This window comes from Ignatzschineria cameli, assembly GCF_003121895.1.
In the GTDB taxonomy this organism is placed as follows: Bacteria; Pseudomonadota; Gammaproteobacteria; order Cardiobacteriales; family Wohlfahrtiimonadaceae; genus Ignatzschineria; species Ignatzschineria cameli.
Genome location: NZ_QEWW01000008.1, coordinates 61,808 through 79,318, shown reverse-complemented (window position 1 = coordinate 79,318; position 17,511 = coordinate 61,808). Strand labels below are relative to the sequence as shown.

Below are 17,511 nucleotides of genomic sequence, written 5' to 3'. Positions count from 1 at the left end.
CTTCCAAAAATCCCGCGCCGGCAAGTGGCGATCTCTATCACCAGCAAAATAATTGATTCACTGTAATAAGAGAGGCCGACGCGTTGCCGGATCTCACTATCGCGTTCTTCCAAAAATCATGCGCCGGCAAGGAGCAATCTCATCACCGGTAATTCCTGATAGAATTTCTCTATTCTAGATCTGATTCCTCAGCATCGAAGATGCCAACCTGCGGACATGCACCGGCGAAAAGAACGAAATAGTTGGTTCCCGCCCCTCCAATAACTCTCTTAAGAATCATTCATCAGAATTAATTGAGACAAAAAAGGCTGAACGGTGCCGGTCCTCACTATCGCATTCTTCCAAAAATCACGCGCCGGCAGTGGGTGATCTTCAATCGTCAGCAATGGCAACTGAGAATAATGATGATTCCTCGGCGCTGAAAGCGCCAACCGGCGGGCATGCACCGGCGAAAAGAACGAAATAGTTGGTTCCCGCGGCTCCAGAAATCTTCTTAGAGGCGCTACTTAGAAGTTGATCTATCGGACGTGATAACTTCCTCTTATCAGACCCTTTTTAAGATTCTTTATCATCGTTATTAATAAATACCATAAGATTTTACCGATATTATATGTTTTAATATCTTCAGTCGCTCCAGAACAGCTTGTTACACATAAGGAGCACTCTTTAAATCACACCAAAATTAAAGAGATGAAGTTAAAGAGATCGGTCAGATAATGTCAGATAAAATATTTGTCAGACAGATCCATTGCAAAGTGAATTTTTTTAAATAGTAAGGAGATTAATGATGGCTATCGAAACAATCAAAGAGATGTTACCTGCATATGCAAAAGATATGCGCCTTAACTTTTCAACCGTATTAACGGAAGCAGGAGCGCCAGGTCTTACTGATAAACAGATTGCTGCTGTTGCTGTCTCTGTAGCATTAAGCACAAAATGTAAAGTGTTGATCGATGCAATGGAGAAGTTTGCGCAAGATTTCTTAACAGAAGAAGAGTATCAAGGTGCGCAGATCGCAACAAGCATCATGAGTATGAATAATATCTACTATCGCTTCACCCATCTTGTATCTAATGATGAGTATACAAAATTACCAGCACGTCTTCGTATGAATCAGATGGCAAATCCTGGTCTTGATAAAGCAACATTTGAACTCGCATCTATCGCCGTATCTGCAGTTAACGGTTGTGGCATGTGTGTTGATTCACACGAGAAGAACTTACGTGATTTAGGTGTCTCTTCTCAAGGAATTCAGTCAGCGGTACGTATTGCAGCAGTTCTCTTCTCTGTAAGCGTTTCATTGGCGAATAAGTAGATATCGGTTCTCTAATCACTATTAGAATCCATGGATAAGATTTCCTAAGTCGATATCCAATATCTACTGAGCTCTTTGGTTCCCCTCCAAAGGGCTCTTTTTTTATTCTTCAACCCCCATCACCTGCGCCGTTTTTTTGACAAATCCTGTATACTGACTTCTCTTAACAAGAGATTCAAAGAGAGACTCAAAAAGAGAATGGATTAACGATATGGTATCGCCTTTAAAATAGGGACTTAGTAGTCACTGAGTTGTGACTTAAATAGTGATTAAAATATCGATTCAAATATCGATTGAAATGTTAGTTGAAAGCATCCATTTTTGATGGATCAACTAAGAATATTGGCTATATTGACTATATTGGCTTCAATTGAATAGATATAAAATGTAATGAGGATATAAACAGATGTTAAATTATTGGCAAAACGTTGGGGAGAGTGCCCACCGTGCATCAGAGACGCTTCGAATGGCGGATTCTGGAAAAAAGAATGCCTTTTTAGAGCAGCTCTACCAAGAGATCTTAGCGCACCAAGAAGAGATTAAAGCAGAAAATAGTAAAGATCTTGCACATGCTCAGACACAAAATTTTGATGTTGCTTTTATCGATCGCTTAGCACTTGATGATGCTCGAATTGCCGCGATGGCAAATGGCGTCAAAGAGATGATTCTACTCCCTGATCCCATCGGTGAATTGAGCGATATTAAAGTTCGTCCATCAGGAATTCAGGTCGGTAAGATGCGAGTGCCGCTCGGCGTAATTGCAATTATCTATGAATCTCGCCCTAACGTTACAATTGATGCAGCTGCCCTCTGCCTAAAATCAGGGAATGCGGCAATTCTTCGAGGAGGGAGTGAAGCCTTCCATACCAATCAATATTTAGCAACCCTTCTCAGTTTAGCGCTCGAAAAAGTGGGGCTTCCTAAGGATGCTATCCAAATTATCAATACAACAGATCGCGCCATTGTTGATCTGATGGTGACCTCACCACAATATATCGATGTTGTTATTCCTCGCGGTGGGAAATCCCTTGTGGAGCGAATTACCCATCAAGCAACGGTTCCCGTGATTAAACATCTCGATGGCGTCTGCCATACCTATGTTGATAGTGAAGCGGATCTTAATAAAGCGTACCATGTTGTCGATAATGCTAAAACTCAGCGTTTCGCTCCCTGTAATACCATGGAGACACTCCTCATTCATGAATCAATTTTAAAGAAGTTTCTACCAGAGATGGCAACAATCTTGGTTGAAAAAGGCGTGGAGCTCAGAACCTGTGAAAAAGCTTTAGCCCTTCTGAAAGCGGAAAATATCCCGGCTATTATCGCGGCAGAAGAGGATTGGCATGCCGAGTATCTCGCCCCAATCTTGGCGGTAAAAGTGGTTAAGAGTATGGAAGAAGCCATTACACATATTAATCATTATGGTTCCCACCATACCGATGTGATCTTGACGGAGAACTACTCTAAAGCGATGCATTTCCTCCGCGCTGTTGATTCCGCTTGTGTCATGATCAATGCCTCATCCCGATTCTGTGATGGCTTTGAATTTGGCTTAGGCGCTGAGATTGGAATCTCTACCGATAAACTTCATGTTCGAGGCCCTGTAGGTCTTGAAGGCTTAACCTCACAAAAATATATTGTCCTAGGACACGGTGAGGGACGCCAATAAATTAAGAAAAACTCGAAAAAATGGGCAGAGATAGCGGTAAAAGAGAGATCTTTGCCCCTTTTGTATCTATAATGTGCCACCTTTAGGGAATAACTGATAAAATAGAGTGGTATTTTTACTAGGAGTATTAAAAGATGACAGAACAAGCAACACTCGAAAAAATTAAGAGCCAAGTAACTGAAAACCCTGTAGTAATCTACATGAAAGGAAGCCCACAGTTTCCAATGTGTGGATTTTCAAGCCGTGCAGCACAAGCACTTGCAGATACAGGTCTTCCTTTCTCATTTGTAAATGTGATGGATGATCCACAAATTTTTGAGCATCTACCCAAATATGCTGATTGGCCAACCTTCCCACAAATCTATATCGGTGGCGAATTGATCGGCGGATGTGACATCGTTTTAGAGCTTGCAGAGCGTAATGATCTCAAGCAGATGATGAATGAAGCGATCGAAAACCAAAAGGCATAATTAGTAGATTATTAGCACGATTCATTAATTACAAAAAACCCATGCCTAAAATGGGTTTTTTGCTAATTTAAGGAGATAACCCATGAATGTATTTGAGATCAAACACCCTCTTGTTGCCCATAAAATTGGAAAGATGCGCAAAAAAGAGATCTCAACCAAAGATTTTAGAGAATTAGCCTCTGAAATTGCGCAGCTTCTCGCTTATGAAGCAACTAAAGATCTTGAAACAGAACCTCGTACCGTTGAAGGCTGGGCGGGTGATGTTGAAGTGGAGCAGATTAAAGGGAAAAAAGTTACCATCGTTCCAATTCTAAGAGCCGGTATCGGTATGCAACAAGGTGTTTTAGAGTTGATCCCCGGCGCACGCGTCTCTGTTGTCGGCTTTGAGCGAGATCCTGAGACATTAGATGCGGTTGCTTACTATCAAAAACTCACCACCCATCTCGAAGATCGCACAGCGCTTATTATCGACCCTATGTTAGCAACGGGCGGTACAGCTATCGCAACAATCGATCTCCTTAAAAATGCGGGTTGTAAGAAGATTAAAGCACTCTTTCTAGTCGCAGCACCAGAAGGGATTGAAAAACTTCATGCAAAACATCCTGATGTCGATATCTACACCGCATCGATCGATCAAGGCTTAAATGAAGATGCCTATATTCTCCCAGGTTTAGGAGATGCCGGCGATAAGATCTTTGGCACGGTTGAAGGTTAATCAAGGCGATAAGTTTCTGTCATCAACAAATCACTCACCGTTGGTAGAATCGAATCTACGATGAGCAAGTTATCTCAATTGAGCGCCTAAGTGAGAGCATCTACTTTATTAGTCAGCGTTCTCTCTTGGGAGTTCAAGTGTGATAACGCCTTAGGAGTAATCTATTACGATTGATAGCATATTGCGATTGGTATCAACATCAATATCAATATCAATGTCAATGTCAACGCAATATTTAATAATTATCAACTTAACTATTAATGTCATTGTTGCGTTGTTGTATGTTGAAACATCAAAAAGCATCAAAAAAATATCAAAATATTAGTAATAGATATCTGTATATAAAATGGAATTGATATGACTCTATTGTTACGAAAAAATCGATCAATCTGTACCCTTCTTTTAACCTCGCTTCTCACCTTTCCGCTCTGGGGAGTAAGTGCTGAGATTACAGAAGAGCAAGCATTTATCAATGGTAAACAAGCGATTGTCAAAAAAGATTGGCAAGCCTATCAACAATATCGTGATCAACTCCAAGACTCTTCCCTACTCCCCTATCTTGAATTTTATTACTATCAAGAACGTATCGATGAGAGCGATCCTCAAGAGGTGCTCGATTTCACAAGTCGCTATGCCAAAGAGCCCTTCGCCAATACGCTAAAAATCAATCTCTTTCAGAATCGAGAGAAACGAGAAAATTACCAATTTATTCTCGACCATGCACAATTTGCAGATACCTTAAGCCTGCGTTGTTATCTCTATAATGCGCAACAGAAAAATGCGACCTTCAACTTTGCAGAGTTTCAGAAAGATTGGGAAAAACAGTTACAACTCCCCAATAGTTGTCTACCGGCAGAACGCTACTGGCTCCAAAACAATAATGACTTACAGCTAGTAGAGAATAAAATTGAAACGCTCCTTTTAGCCGGACGAGTCGCTAAAGCAGAGAGCCTAATTGCAAGCTTGCCAGAAGAGAAACGGGGCTACTTTCAATACTTTGTCGATCTTTTGAAAGATCCTAGCAGCATTATGGTTCAAAAGCGCTACTACCCAGATAGTCAAGCGCTCTATAATCGAGTGTTACAAAAGTGGTCGAGTCAAGACTCCTTAAGAGCAGAAGCAGGGTTACAACTTGCTAAGGAGAAATCACTGCTCACTGATGCCGACTATATTAAATTACGTAACCGTATTGCCGTCTTTCAGGCAGGACGTGCAGATGCTGTTGCTCCGCTTGAGAAGATCTTAGCCATTCCAGTGGATGAGCGGGATGATCAGCTCATTCAATGGGGGTTTCGTCTAGCTGCAAAAGAGGGGAATTACTCCATCGCCCTCGCCCTTCTCTCCCATCTCTCTCCTGAAGCGCAAAAAGAGGATATCTGGCGCTACTGGTTAGGTAGAACCTATATGGAGATCGGTGATCATGAACAGGCAAAATATTACTATAAACTGATCCAAAATCAGCCCTCTTTCTATGGTTTCTTAGCAGCAGATGCTTTAGAACATAATTATGATGGCATCAATGCGATTGCCAAAAATAAGAAGATAAAGAGTGATACGCCCCTTCCTCAACGCTTTATTGTCGGACTACTCCTAGCGAAAGCGAATGAGGAGTATTTTAGCCGAGTAAAGTGGCAAGAAGCACTGCGTAATAGTACACAAGCAGAGCAAGAGGCGGGGAGTATTGCTGCATTTGATGCCGGCTTTTATAACTTAAGTCTACAAGCGGCAACAAGAGCGCGCGCAGAGGGAGGAATCTACTATCGTTACCCCGTTGCGTATCTCCCTATTATCGAGAAATATAGCGATCAACTTGTCACTGAACCGATTGTATTAGGACTTATTCGCCAAGAGAGCCTCTTTCATGAGCGTGCTAAATCACCAGCGAGTGCTTATGGCTTAATGCAATTGCTTATCCCGACTGCTGAGCGAGTCTCCCTCTCACTCAATGAGAAAGAGCGAGAATCTCTCTATGATCCTGAAGCTAATATTCGTTACGGTATCACCTACCTTCATCAATTAAAAGAGAATGTCGGCAGCTGTATCCCCTATATGTTAGCTAGCTATAATGCAGGGCCTCACAATGTTAAAAAATGGCTCCCTGAGCCGGGAAATGAGGTAGATATGATTCTTTGGATCGAAACCATTCCCTTCTATGAGACTCGTGGTTATGTTAAAAATGTTTTGAGCAATGCGGTAATCTACCATGCTCTCAATCAAGATCCTAAGCGTCTTTCAGAGTATCTCAACTGCTCAAGTACCGAATCTCAACAAGAGAATCCGATAGCGCCCTCATCACTCGCTGAGAAAGAAAGGAGTTAATCGATGCTCTACAAACTGCTCTTTATCACACTGGTGATTATCGGCTTCTTTCTCTTTCTTCGCTGGAAGATGGCCCCTAAAAAGGTCGTGGAAGTTGATCGCCCGGTTCCTGCCTCATGGTATCAAGCGATCCCTAATCTCTTTACCCCCGCAGAGCAGCTCTTTCTCTCCTCGTTAGAGGTCGCCCTTGCCGGAGTGCCGGTAAAAATCTTTGGAAAGGTTCGAATCGCCGATATCATCAAAGTCAGACCGGGGCTTGAACGGAGTGATTATGCCGGCGCATTTAGTAAAATTCGCTCTAAGCATGTTGATTTTGTCTTAGTCCACCCTTTAACCACGGCACCGCTACTCGTCATTGAGCTCGATGATAGTACGCATGATCAATATGAGCGTAAAGTACGAGATGCCTTTGTTGATGAAGCACTCTATCAAGCGCAGATTCCCATTTTACATGTTCCTCTTCGAAAACGTTATATCGAGCATAACTTGCGCGCACAAATTATTGAGATCTTAAGACAACATCACGATTATCGTTTTCAAGAGATGTAAGATTCAAGAGAGAGAAGATCAAATAGAGGGCATTAAACGCAACTCTTCTTATGCAAAAACATTACTTCTACGTACTCCACTGCCGTGATAATACACTCTATGCCGGCTATACGACCGATCTTGAACGAAGATTAAAAGAGCATAATCTTGGTCGAGGAGCAAAATATACCCGCCTCAGCTCTCGTCGCCCTGCAGAGATGATCTTCGCTGCCGCCTACCCTTGCCGAAGCTCTGCGATGAAGCAGGAGTATGCCTTTAAACAGCTCTCTCGCAAAGAGAAAGAGCACTATCTTCAAACCCAGCCGCTAACATTATCTCTGCCCTAATAATGCATTACCGATCGACACAGCTGCAGTAGTCTCTCCACTAATCTCTGTATTTCTTCAATCCTTACTGTAAAATAGCGGATAGGTAAATGCGATAGATAAACCGTAGCATCTCACAAGATAGAGCAATAGAGGATTTTATTGATGAAAGCAGAGATTATAGTCAGTGGTTCAGAACTTCTTTTAGGCCAATCGATCGATACCAATGGGCCTTGGATTGCTCGAAAATTGAGTGAAATAGGGATCGATTGCCATTTTAAATCCACTGTCGGGGATAACCTCAACAATATGGCAACCACGATTGCTCGCGCTTTTAGTCGTGCCGATATTATTCTCTGCACAGGAGGTTTAGGGCCAACGCAAGATGATATTACCCGCGAAGCGGTAGCAAGTGCGCTCGACCTTCCTCTTATCTATGATGAGACCCTTGCTGAGGTGATTCGCGAGAAGTTTCGCCAACGCAATAGAACGATGTCCGACAACAACTTACGCCAAGCTTACTATCCGGAAGGAGCTGATATCTTAGAGGCATTCCCCGGTACAGCGCCCGGCATTCATCTACAATATGAAGGAAAGCACCTCTTTCTGATGCCAGGGGTTCCTGCTGAGATGAAAGTAATGATGGAGCAAGATGTTCTCCCCTATCTTTTGACACTTTTACCAAAAGTGGAGCGTATCTATACCAAAACACTTCGTTGTTGGGGAAAAGGGGAATCAGATATCTCCGCCCTTCTCTCTGAGATCAATGATGAACTCGATGATCTCCCTAATCCAAAGCTCTCCTTTTTAGCCTCAGGTATTGAAGGAATCCAGGTACGATTCTCCGCTAAAACCGATACGGAAACTGAAGCAATGGCACTTATTGAACCCTTTGCGATCCGCGCGAAAGAGATCTTAGGTCACCTCTGTTTTGGTGAAGATCAGATGAGTATGGAGTCGGTTGTCGCTCAACTTCTCAATCAGAAACAGCTCACCTTAGGACTCTATGAATCATTTAGTGAAGGAATGGTCTCAAGTCGCCTCAATGAGAAGAGCGAGCAAGAGCACTACTTCAAGGGCGCTTGGATTGAGAGCCGTTTTCAAGATCTTTCTGTCGAAGCTTACAAGACAAAGCTCTACTATATTCAATCTCTCAGTCATGCTGACCTCGTTGCCACAGTGCATGGAGAAAAGGTGGGGCAAAATATGAAGTTAACGCTACTACTTCAACATCATGATCGACTTCATGAAAAAGAGATGGTTATCCCCAACTTCAATCATCAAGCAACTGTGAGTTTCTCAGTGATCAATCTCCTCAATATGGTACGACTCTATCTTCTAGATGCTCTAGATCAACAGCAATAACCACGGCATCAAAGGTGCCATTCTGCGGGCATGCGGTAGTGATAAGAATGAAATAGTCGGTTCCCGCAGCTCCACGAACCTTCTTATTGGAAATAATCAACTCCAAAGAAGCTGAACGCTGCCGGATCTCACCACTGCGTGCTTCCAAAAACCACGCGCCGGCGTGGGTGATCTTCTATCACCAGCAATAAACAATCTCTCAATTATTGTTTTAAAGAGACCTAATTCCTCTCGGCATCGAAGATGCCATTCTGCGGGCATGCAGTAGTAATAAGAATGAAATAGTCGGCTCCCGCGGCTCCACGAACCTTCTTATTGGAAATAATCAAACCCACAGAAGCTGAACGCTGCCGGATCTCCCTATCGTCTGCTTCCAAAAACCACGCGCTGGCGTGGGTGATCTTCTATCACCGGCAATGAACGATCTCTCAATTATTGTTTTAAATAAATCTGATTCCTCTCGGCATCGAAGATGCCATTCTGCGGGCATGCGGTAGTGATAAGAATGAAATAGTCGGTTCCCGCAGCTCCGTCAATTCTCTTAAGAATGATATATCAAAACAAAAGAGGCTGATGAGTTGCCGGATCTTACTATCGCGTTCTTCCATAGATCACGCGCCGGCAAGAGACATCAAAGATGCCGGTCTGCGGGCATGCGGTAGTGAAAAGAATGAAATAGTCGGTTCCCGCGGCTCCACGAACCTTCTTACTAGAAATAATCAAATCCACAGAAGCTGAACGCTGCCGGATCTCCCTATCACCTGCTTCCAAAAACCACGCGCCGGCTGTGGGTGATCTTCTATCACCGGCAATGAACGATCTCTCAATTATTGTTTTAAATAAATCTGATTCCTCTCGGCATCGAAGATGCCGATCTGCGGGCATGCAGTAGTAATAAGAATGAAATAGTCGGCTCCCGCAGCTCCACGAACCTTCTTATTGGAAATAATCAACTCCAAAGAAGCTGAACGCTGCCGGATCTCACCACTGCGTGCTTCCAAAAACCACGCGCCGGCGTGGGTGATCTTCTATCACCGGCAATGAACGATCTCTCAATTATTGTTTTAAATAAATCTGATTCCTCTCGGCATCGAAGATGCCATTCTGCGGGCATGCGGTAGTGATAAGAATGAAATAGTCGGTTCCCGCAGCTCCGTCAATTCTCTTAAGAATGATATATCAAAACAAAAGAGGCTGATGAGTTGCCGGATCTTACTATCGCGTTCTTCCATAGATCACGCGCCGGCAAGAGACATCAAAGATGCCGATCTGCGGGCATGCAGTAGTAATAAGAATGAAATAGTCGGTTCCCGCGGCTCCACGAACCTTCTTATTGGAAATAATCAAACCCACAGAAGCTGAACGCTGCCGGATCTCCCTATCGTCTGCTTCCAAAAACCACGCGCCGGCGTGGGTGATCTTCTATCACCGGCAATGAACGATCTCTCAATTATTGTTTTAAATAAATCTGATTCCTCTCGGCATCGAAGATGCCGATCTGCGGGCATGCAGTAGTAATAAGAATGAAATAGTCGGCTCCCGCGGCTCCGTCAATTCTCTTAAGAATGATATATCAAAACAAAAGAGGCTGATGAGTTGCCGGATCTTACTATCGCGTTTTTCCCAAAATCCCGCGCCGGCGTGGGTGATCTCCGATCACAGACAAATAGTGATCAATCCCCTCGACTCTTGAGAATTCGCTATAATAGAGACTCCTAATAAAAGCCTCATTAAAAAGAGTGATAGATGAAGAAAAAAATTAGAGTTGTTGCCGCTATTATCTGGGATCATAAGCGAGAAGAGATTCTCTTAAGTCGCCGAAAAGCGGAGCAGGATTTTGCCGGCCTTTGGGAATTCCCCGGCGGAAAAGTGGAAATAGGAGAACCTGATCAGACGGCGCTAATCCGAGAACTTAAAGAGGAGATCGCGATTGAAGCTACTCTTTTTGAAGAGGCGCTCTCCTTTCAATATCACTATCCCGATAAAACGATCGATTTTGTTATCTTTGAAGTCTTTAGCTTTACAGGAACCCCTCAGGGAGCTGAATCACAAGAGATCGCTTGGATTAAACAAGATAAATTGAGCGAACTCCAATTTCCGGCAGCTAATAAGATGATGATCGACTATCTAGAAACAAAGCCGGACAATAAAATTGGATAAGATCTAGATCGAATCAAAGCCATCATCACCAAAGAACGCCTAATAAATGATAGAGAATCCGTTATCAATAATAAAAAATGCCGAGCTAATCCTGCTCGGCATTCTTGTCTCATAATTTTCTCTTGATCATTAGCATCCAAACTTTAACTTAAACTGCCATGATCACAATTTGAGCGCCAATGGAATAATAGCCTCTAATGTTAAACCCGGTTTTGCGATCTTATTAACCCGCTTTTTCGCCTCTGTTTGACTATAACCAAGACTTACTAAAGCCTCAATTGCATCAGTGATAATCGCATCACTATCGGAGATCAATGTTCCACTACTTGCAGCAATAAGATCATCGGTAATATCAATCGGCGCTAATGCCTTAATCTTATCCCGTAGCTCAACAATTAAACGCTCAGCTGTCTTCTTCCCGACACCCGGCACCTTTGTTAAGCTATTGAGATCTTCTGTCTGAATCACTCGATAGAGCTCTTCTGCCGAAAGACCTGAAAGAATTAAGATCGCACTTTTAGGACCAATGCCGGAAACCCGAATCAATAGACGAAAGGCTTCTCGCTCTTTAGATGAACTAAAGCCATAGAGAAGCGAGGCATCTTCTCGCACCACATGATGAATCGTTAATTGTACCTTCTCTCCTTCACTCGGCAATTGTGCAAAGCTACTCATCGGTAACTCAACTTCATAACCGACACCGGCAACATCGATCAATGCCTGATTGGGCAGACGCTTCTCCGCTAAGATTCCTGTTAAACGACCAATCATACTAATCCCCCTAATTTTGAATGAAATGCATGCGTTAATGCTGCTGCTAATGCATCGGCCGCATCGACTTGTGGCTTACGATTTAATTTCAAGAGACTCTGCACCATATGTTGTACCTGCTCTTTCGCAGCATGTCCACGCCCAACGACGGTCTGCTTAATACGAGTCGCGGCATATTCCGCAACCGTTAATTCCGCCATCGCTGCTGCACACATTACAACTCCACGCGCCTGCCCTAGTTTGAGGGCTGATTGAGGGTTTTTATGTAAAAAGACCTCTTCAATCGAGAGGACTTCCGGGCGATAGAGTGCAATCAGTTGATCGACGCCTTGAAATATCGTTAAGAGGCGATTGGCCATCGGCTCGTCTGTCTTCATTCGAATACAGCCTGAATCCACATATTGTGGTCTTCTGCCGCTAGCATCAATCACCCCATAACCGGTAATTCTAGAACCGGGATCAATTCCCAAAATAATCATGAATGATCAATCACTGAAAGAGCTGCTCTAAGATCTCATCAGAAATATCAGCATTAGAGTAGACTTTTTGAACATCATCGAGGTTCTCAAGTGCTTCTACCATTGCCATCACCTTTTTAGCGGCTTCTAAATCGATCGATACATTATTATCAGCATATTGCGTCACTTCCGAATCTTCAGGTTCAAAACCTGCTTCAACCATCGCGTTGTGAACATCAACATAGCTTTGAGGTGTTGTTAAAACCTCGATCGAACCATCTTCATCGACAATCACATCTTCCGCACCGGCATTGATTGCCGCTTCCATAATGGCATCTTCATCAGAATTTTCTGGATAAGAGAGAACACCTAATTCTCTAAATTGGAACGCAACTGAACCATCGGTTCCTAAATTACCACCATATTTAGTAAAGGCGTGACGCACTTCACCTGCAGTACGGTTACGGTTATTAGAGAGACAATCAACCATCACAGCAACGCCACCTGCACCATAACCTTCGTAACGAATCTCCTCATCAGGAGGGCCATCGGTAATTCCAAGTCCTCGATTCACTGCACGTTCAATCGTATCTTTCGGCATATTTGCAGCATACGCACGATCGATCGCAAGACGAAGACGCGGATTGCTCTCAGGATCGCCATTGCCGGTTGTTCTAACTGCGATTGTGATTTCACGGATCAATTTTGTAAAAATTTTACCGCGTTTTTTATCTTGAGCACCTTTACGATGCTGTATATTTGCCCATTTACTGTGACCTGCCATATATCTACCTTATTGTGACAAGATTGATAAAAGAAAAGAGTAATAACGAATTAATAAAGAAGCTATTTTACCATAAAAGATGGTAAACGAATGAACGATTAAAGATGTATTCGCCGATAGCGGAGTGAGAAGCGAAAGAATACGCCCGATCGATAAAGAAAAACGCTCTCTTCCGAGTCCATTATCTGTTAAGCTATACGCGCAACAGTTAGCTAGCAATTGTCTGGCAAAATTGCCGAAGATGGGCGAGGTTCTCTCCTATTCCCCCTTATCTGTTACCAATAGCGTCTATAGAATTATGCTCCAAACACTTACTTGGGTACTCCTTCCGCTGCTAATTGGCTTTGCCATCCCCCTTAAAAAGCGCGCTCTGATTAAGCTTGTCGATCATATCCTGATCGCCTTAATCTATATCATTCTCTTTATTATGGGATTAAATTTAGCGACCATTCCCGATCTTTGGCAACAACTACAATCGATATTTGGAAAAACGCTGCTCTTTATTGTGCTTATTTTAGGACTCAATATGGTAGCATTGATCTTCCTCGATAAGCAGCTCCCCTTCCCGCTCAAGCCGGGTTCTGTAAAGAAGGAATCCACATGGAGAGCGCTATTAGGCTCCTCAAAGCTGATTGGTTCCATTATTTTAGGTTTAATTGTAGGATTGCTTGCAAATCAATATATCTATCTCCCGGAACATCTCGCAGAGATCGCCTTAATGATACTCTTAGCTTGTGTCGGTTTGCAGCTACGAGCAAGTGGCGTGCATCTAAAAGCGGTTCTCTTAAATCGCTATGGGCTGATTCTTAGCTTCTTCTTTATTCTCTCCTCCTTTGCCGGAGGCATCATCGCTGCACTGATTTTACAGATGCCGATAACACATGGATTAGCGATCAGTTCGGGATTTGGTTGGTACTCGCTCTCTACCATTATTCTCCAAGATGCGCATGGCCCAATTTTAGGGTCGATCGCCTTTTTTAATGATCTTTTCCGCGAGTTTTTTGCTTTTATGGTCATTCCGCTTCTGATGGCACGCTATCCATTAACCGCCATCGGTTCAGGTGGCGCGACCTCACTCGATTTTGTCTTACCGGTAATTCAAAGAACAGGAGGCGCTCAAGTTGTCCCCATCGCGATCAGTTTCGGCTTTATTACCAATATATTAGCCCCTATCTTCCTCGTCTTCTTTGCTAATCTCTAATTCGATAAACAAAAGAAGACACTAGTAAGCTTCGATCCGTTCAACTTCTGTTAGTTTTATTGTTTTCAATAAGAAGGTTCGTGGAGCTGCGGGAACCCACTATTTCATTCTTATCACTACTGCATGCTCGCCGGTTGGCGCTTTCAGCGCCGAGGAGTCATCATATTCTCAGTTGTCATTGCTGACGATAGAGGATCACCCACTACCGGCGCGTGGTTTTTTAGAAGAACGTAATAGTGAGATCCGGCAGCGTTCAGCTTCTGTTAGTTTTATTATTTCCAATAAGAAGATTCGTGGAGCTGCGGGAACCCACTATTTCATTCTTATCACTACTGCATGCCCGCAGATCGGCGCCTTCAGCGCTGAGGAATCATCATTATTCTCAGCTGCCATTGCTGACGATAGAGGATCACCCACTGCCGGCGCGGGATTTTTTGGAAGAACGCAATAGAGAGATCCGGCACCTCATCAGCCCTATTTATTTCAATAAATCGATTATTTTTCCGACGATAAAAGGTCACCAACTGCCGGCGCGTGTTTTTTGAAAGAATACGATGGTAAAATCCGGCAACGTTCGTAAGCTTACCGTCAAGCGCACAGTTCATAACTAGAGACTTTTTTGGTTAATTGTTTTTTTAAATTCACTGGGAGGTAAATTTCCCAGTGACTCATGAGGTCTTTCTTCATTATAACTTAACATCCAAGCCCAACTAAGTTCCCGCACCTGCGCTAGTGAGGAGAATAAATGGGGGGTTAATACTTCCGTTCGATAACTGCGATTAAAACGTTCGATATAAGCATTTTGATTTGGCTTTCCTGGCTCAATATAACAGATCCTAACGTGATTATTTTCACACCATTTTGTAAAAGCTGAAGAAGTCATTTCACTGCCATTATCGACACGAATCATTCTAGGAACGCCTCTTTCTTCTTTAAGTTGTTCTAAAACTCTCACAACTCTAGTGGCCGGTAGTGAGGTATCAACGACAATATCTAAAGCTTCTCGTGTACCTTCATCAATAATATTCAAAACTCTAAAGCGGGTACCGCTATAGAGTGCATCACTCATAAAATCGAACGACCAACTATAATTAGCCTCTGTAGGTACAGCTAAAGGTACAGGGTTACGCTCTGGTAACCGTTTTTTGGTACGTCTCTTTTGATTTAAATTCATTGCACAGTAAATACGCCACACGCGTTTAAAGTTCCATAAATTACCATCGAGTCTTAATCGGTGAAAGCACTTCCAAACCCCCCAACGAGACCGTGTGGAGTCTTGAATAATTGTATTAAGCGCATCCACTATAGGCTGATCACGCTTTAGACGGTTTTGTTTCGGATCAGGCCGGTACCAACTGCGACGAGAAAGTCCTGTCAATCGACAAGCCTTAGCTATCGAAAGTAATCCTTGATATACCAAGTGTTGAGTCGCTTCTCTGCGTCGTTCCGGCGTTACAGCTTTCCCAATAAATCCTTAATTGTTGCATTTTCTAAAGCTAACTCAGCATACATTTTTTTGAGCTTGGCATTTTCAGCTTCAATTTCCCGTAATCGCTTCAAATCAGAGGCTTCTAAGCCTCCATATTTACTTTTCCATTGATAGTACGTAGCACTACTAATGCCGTGCTCTCGGCAGATATCGGTAACTTTAACGCCCTTTTCTGCCAGTTTTAAAATGTTTACAATTTGTGTTTCTGTGAATTTTGATCGTTTCATGATTTCCTCCATCTAAATAATGATGACAGAAATCTCTAGTTTTGGCTTGTGTCTTTTTAGGGTAAGTTTACGCGTTCAGCTTTTGTTGTCTTAATGAATCATTCTTAAGAAAGTTCGTGGAGCCGCGGGAACTAACTATTTCATTCTTTTAACCACTGCATGCCCGCCTGTTGGCGCCTTCAGCGCTGAGGAATCATCATTATTCTCAGCTGCCATTGCTGACGATAGAGGATCACCCACTGCCAGCGCGTGGTTTTTAGAAGAACGTAATAGTGAGATCCGGCAGCGTTCAGCTTCTGTTAATTTTATTATTTCCAATAAGAAGATTCGTGGAGCTGCGGGAACCGACCATTTCATTCTTATCACTACTGCATGCCCGCAGATCGGCGCCTTCAGCGCTGAGGAATCATCATATTCTCAGTTGTCATTGCTGACGATAGAGGATCACCCACTGCCGGCGCGGGATTTTTGGAAGCACGCAGTGGTGAGATCCGGCAGTGTTCAGCTTCTGTTAATTTTATTATTTCCAATAAGAAGATTCGTGGAGTTACGGGAACCGACCATTTTGCTCTTTTAACTGGTGCAGGCCCACAGATCGGCATCTTCGATGCCTCTTGCCGGCGCGGGATTTTGGAAGCACGCAGTGGTGAGATCCGGCAGCGTTCAGCTTCTGTTAATTTTATTATTTCCAATAAGAAGATTCGTGGAGCTGCGGGAACCCACTATTTCATTCTTATCACTACTGCATGCCCGCAGATCGGCGCCTTCAGCGCTGAGGAATCATCATTATTCTCAGCTGCCATTGCTGACGATAGAGGATCACCCACTGCCGGCGCGGGATTTTTAGAAGAACGTAATAGTGAGATCCGGCAGCGTTCAGCCTGTTGTCTCAATGAATTACTCTTAAGAGGGTTTTAAGAGCGCCGATTGCGAATAAGATAATCAAGATCATTAGGTAGATTCTCCCGGCGTGGATCTTTTGATGATTCCCTCTCCGGCAAAGGCTCAACCGTATCATCTGTTGATTCTCGCTGAGTTAGACTCTGAGATTTGAAAGAGTACTCTGGATCGATCTCGATACTGCGCTTCTCCATTTTCTTTGCTAATTGGTGCCGTAAAACCGCTAACGTCGATCCAAAGAAGGCTTTAATAAGAATAAGAAAAAAGAGATAGATAATGGCAATAACGATAACAGCTTCTACCACAATGGGTTTCGATAAATCGAGAACGAAAGCGACTAATCCTCCCATTTTGAGTAACCCCAATGTCGCACTACCGGCAAGAAGCGCAACCAAAAGTTGCTCAATACTCTTTATTACCCCGATCGGGAGTGCCTCCTCTTCCTCAATTACGATCACTCGACTTAAAATCTGATGCGCAAAGAAGAAGACGCCCCAAATTGTTAAGAGTAACTGCCCATTACTTGCCCCTTCCACACTTCCATAGAGAGATGCCGACCAAGGAAGCAGTAATAATGCAAAGAGAATAAGCGGATAACTCCCTACTAAAGAGACGATCCAGCGAAGCGGCATTGAGAAGAGTACCAGCTTTCGCTGACGTGATATCCCAACTAAAAGAAGCGATAGAAGTGCGCCGGCAATCGTTGCGATAAAAGTAGCGCCTAAAACGATCTCAATCGTTGCTCGCGTTCCCTCATAGAGCGGTCCTGACATCTGCTCAATCCACCGCCCGATACTTTCTAGTGTTACCATTC

Annotated in this window: 23 protein-coding genes; 12 read left to right on the top strand and 11 right to left on the bottom strand. The window is 43.4% G+C overall.

Annotation, left to right across the window (positions count from 1 at the left end):
• Window positions 1-787: 787 nt before the first annotated feature.
• The 8 genes from DC077_RS09155 (at window position 788) to DC077_RS09120 (ending at window position 8,707) form a co-directional block, all read left to right on the top strand.
• On the top strand, window positions 788-1,315 hold the full coding sequence (locus DC077_RS09155) for a carboxymuconolactone decarboxylase family protein (protein ID WP_109202381.1): 528 nt from the start codon (window positions 788-790) through the stop codon (window positions 1,313-1,315).
• Between the two features lie 406 nt (window positions 1,316-1,721).
• On the top strand, window positions 1,722-2,984 hold the full coding sequence (locus DC077_RS09150) for a glutamate-5-semialdehyde dehydrogenase (RefSeq protein ID WP_109217985.1): 1,263 nt from the start codon (window positions 1,722-1,724) through the stop codon (window positions 2,982-2,984).
• Window positions 2,985-3,118: 134 nt separating this feature from the next.
• Window positions 3,119-3,454, top strand: coding sequence for a Grx4 family monothiol glutaredoxin (gene grxD, locus DC077_RS09145; protein WP_109202383.1), 336 nt, complete (start codon window positions 3,119-3,121; stop codon window positions 3,452-3,454).
• 82 nt (window positions 3,455-3,536) lie between these two features.
• On the top strand, window positions 3,537-4,169 hold the full coding sequence (upp, locus tag DC077_RS09140) for a uracil phosphoribosyltransferase (RefSeq protein WP_109217984.1): 633 nt from the start codon (window positions 3,537-3,539) through the stop codon (window positions 4,167-4,169).
• 357 nt (window positions 4,170-4,526) lie between these two features.
• A complete protein-coding gene (locus tag DC077_RS09135; protein ID WP_109217983.1) occupies window positions 4,527-6,488 on the top strand; it encodes a lytic transglycosylase domain-containing protein in 1,962 nt (653 codons plus the stop codon).
• Window positions 6,489-6,491: 3 nt separating this feature from the next.
• A complete protein-coding gene (locus DC077_RS09130; RefSeq protein WP_109217982.1) occupies window positions 6,492-7,037 on the top strand; it encodes a DUF2726 domain-containing protein in 546 nt (181 codons plus the stop codon).
• Between the two features lie 50 nt (window positions 7,038-7,087).
• Window positions 7,088-7,363, top strand: coding sequence for a GIY-YIG nuclease family protein (locus DC077_RS09125; protein ID WP_094567004.1), 276 nt, complete (start codon window positions 7,088-7,090; stop codon window positions 7,361-7,363).
• Window positions 7,364-7,507: 144 nt separating this feature from the next.
• Window positions 7,508-8,707, top strand: coding sequence for a CinA family nicotinamide mononucleotide deamidase-related protein (locus DC077_RS09120; RefSeq protein ID WP_109217981.1), 1,200 nt, complete (start codon window positions 7,508-7,510; stop codon window positions 8,705-8,707).
• On the opposite strand, the gene DC077_RS10725 is transcribed toward DC077_RS09120, so the two are convergent.
• From DC077_RS10725 to DC077_RS10715, 5 genes are all read right to left on the bottom strand, one after another.
• The gene (locus tag DC077_RS10725) at window positions 8,658-8,855 is read right to left on the bottom strand and encodes a hypothetical protein (RefSeq protein WP_133243554.1); all 198 of its coding nucleotides are present in this window, start codon (window positions 8,853-8,855) and stop codon (window positions 8,658-8,660) included. The genes DC077_RS09120 and DC077_RS10725 overlap by 50 nt on opposite strands.
• A 73-nt stretch (window positions 8,856-8,928) precedes the next feature.
• The gene (locus DC077_RS10910; RefSeq protein WP_157953533.1) at window positions 8,929-9,084 is read right to left on the bottom strand and encodes a hypothetical protein; all 156 of its coding nucleotides are present in this window, start codon (window positions 9,082-9,084) and stop codon (window positions 8,929-8,931) included.
• 214 nt (window positions 9,085-9,298) lie between these two features.
• Window positions 9,299-9,478, bottom strand: coding sequence for a hypothetical protein (locus DC077_RS10720; protein WP_133243455.1), 180 nt, complete (start codon window positions 9,476-9,478; stop codon window positions 9,299-9,301).
• A gap of 56 nt (window positions 9,479-9,534) precedes the next feature.
• Window positions 9,535-9,708, bottom strand: coding sequence for a hypothetical protein (locus tag DC077_RS10905; protein WP_157953532.1), 174 nt, complete (start codon window positions 9,706-9,708; stop codon window positions 9,535-9,537).
• A gap of 214 nt (window positions 9,709-9,922) precedes the next feature.
• Window positions 9,923-10,102 (bottom strand): hypothetical protein, encoded by a 180-nt coding sequence (locus DC077_RS10715; protein WP_133243454.1) that lies wholly within the window; start codon window positions 10,100-10,102, stop codon window positions 9,923-9,925.
• 351 nt (window positions 10,103-10,453) lie between these two features.
• Here DC077_RS10715 and mutT point away from each other — a divergent pair, with 351 nt between their 5' ends.
• The gene (gene mutT / locus DC077_RS09110; protein ID WP_109202389.1) at window positions 10,454-10,867 is read left to right on the top strand and encodes an 8-oxo-dGTP diphosphatase MutT; all 414 of its coding nucleotides are present in this window, start codon (window positions 10,454-10,456) and stop codon (window positions 10,865-10,867) included.
• A gap of 162 nt (window positions 10,868-11,029) precedes the next feature.
• On the opposite strand, the gene ruvA is transcribed toward mutT, so the two are convergent.
• The 3 genes from ruvA to DC077_RS09095 are packed head-to-tail and all read right to left on the bottom strand — an operon-like array spanning window position 11,030 to window position 12,880.
• Complete coding sequence (gene ruvA / locus DC077_RS09105; protein ID WP_109202390.1) at window positions 11,030-11,638, bottom strand: Holliday junction branch migration protein RuvA; 609 nt, start codon at window positions 11,636-11,638, stop codon at window positions 11,030-11,032.
• Entirely contained in the window at window positions 11,635-12,117 is a 483-nt protein-coding gene (gene ruvC / locus DC077_RS09100) for a crossover junction endodeoxyribonuclease RuvC (RefSeq protein WP_094567000.1), read from the bottom strand. Before ruvC ends, ruvA begins: the two co-directional genes overlap by 4 nt.
• A 10-nt stretch (window positions 12,118-12,127) precedes the next feature.
• Window positions 12,128-12,880, bottom strand: a complete 753-nt coding sequence (locus DC077_RS09095) for a YebC/PmpR family DNA-binding transcriptional regulator (RefSeq protein WP_109202391.1) — start codon at window positions 12,878-12,880, stop codon at window positions 12,128-12,130.
• 124 nt (window positions 12,881-13,004) lie between these two features.
• On the opposite strand from DC077_RS09095, the gene DC077_RS09090 reads away from it, so the two are divergent.
• Window positions 13,005-14,081 (top strand): LysO family transporter, encoded by a 1,077-nt coding sequence (locus tag DC077_RS09090; RefSeq protein WP_239990381.1) that lies wholly within the window; start codon window positions 13,005-13,007, stop codon window positions 14,079-14,081.
• Window positions 14,082-14,253: 172 nt separating this feature from the next.
• Entirely contained in the window at window positions 14,254-14,532 is a 279-nt protein-coding gene (locus DC077_RS09085) for a hypothetical protein (protein ID WP_109240011.1), read from the top strand.
• A gap of 156 nt (window positions 14,533-14,688) precedes the next feature.
• Here the strand turns inward: DC077_RS09085 and DC077_RS09080 are convergent.
• Together DC077_RS09080 and DC077_RS09075 are read right to left on the bottom strand one after the other, a co-directional pair.
• A protein-coding gene (locus tag DC077_RS09080; protein ID WP_420866472.1) for an IS3 family transposase occupies window positions 14,689-15,797 on the bottom strand; the annotation gives its coding sequence in 2 pieces (ribosomal slippage) (window positions 14,689-15,536 and window positions 15,536-15,797; 1,110 coding nt in all).
• A 135-nt stretch (window positions 15,798-15,932) separates the two neighbouring features.
• Window positions 15,933-16,154 (bottom strand): hypothetical protein, encoded by a 222-nt coding sequence (locus DC077_RS09075; RefSeq protein ID WP_109202393.1) that lies wholly within the window; start codon window positions 16,152-16,154, stop codon window positions 15,933-15,935.
• A 111-nt stretch (window positions 16,155-16,265) separates the two neighbouring features.
• Here DC077_RS09075 and DC077_RS09070 point away from each other — a divergent pair, with 111 nt between their 5' ends.
• A complete protein-coding gene (locus DC077_RS09070) occupies window positions 16,266-16,715 on the top strand; it encodes a hypothetical protein (RefSeq protein ID WP_109202394.1) in 450 nt (149 codons plus the stop codon).
• Here DC077_RS09070 and DC077_RS09065 read toward each other — a convergent pair.
• The gene (locus DC077_RS09065; RefSeq protein WP_109202395.1) at window positions 16,712-17,509 is read right to left on the bottom strand and encodes a hypothetical protein; all 798 of its coding nucleotides are present in this window, start codon (window positions 17,507-17,509) and stop codon (window positions 16,712-16,714) included. The two genes, DC077_RS09070 and DC077_RS09065, sit on opposite strands and share 4 nt — an antisense overlap.
• Between the last annotated feature and the right edge of the window lie 2 nt (window positions 17,510-17,511).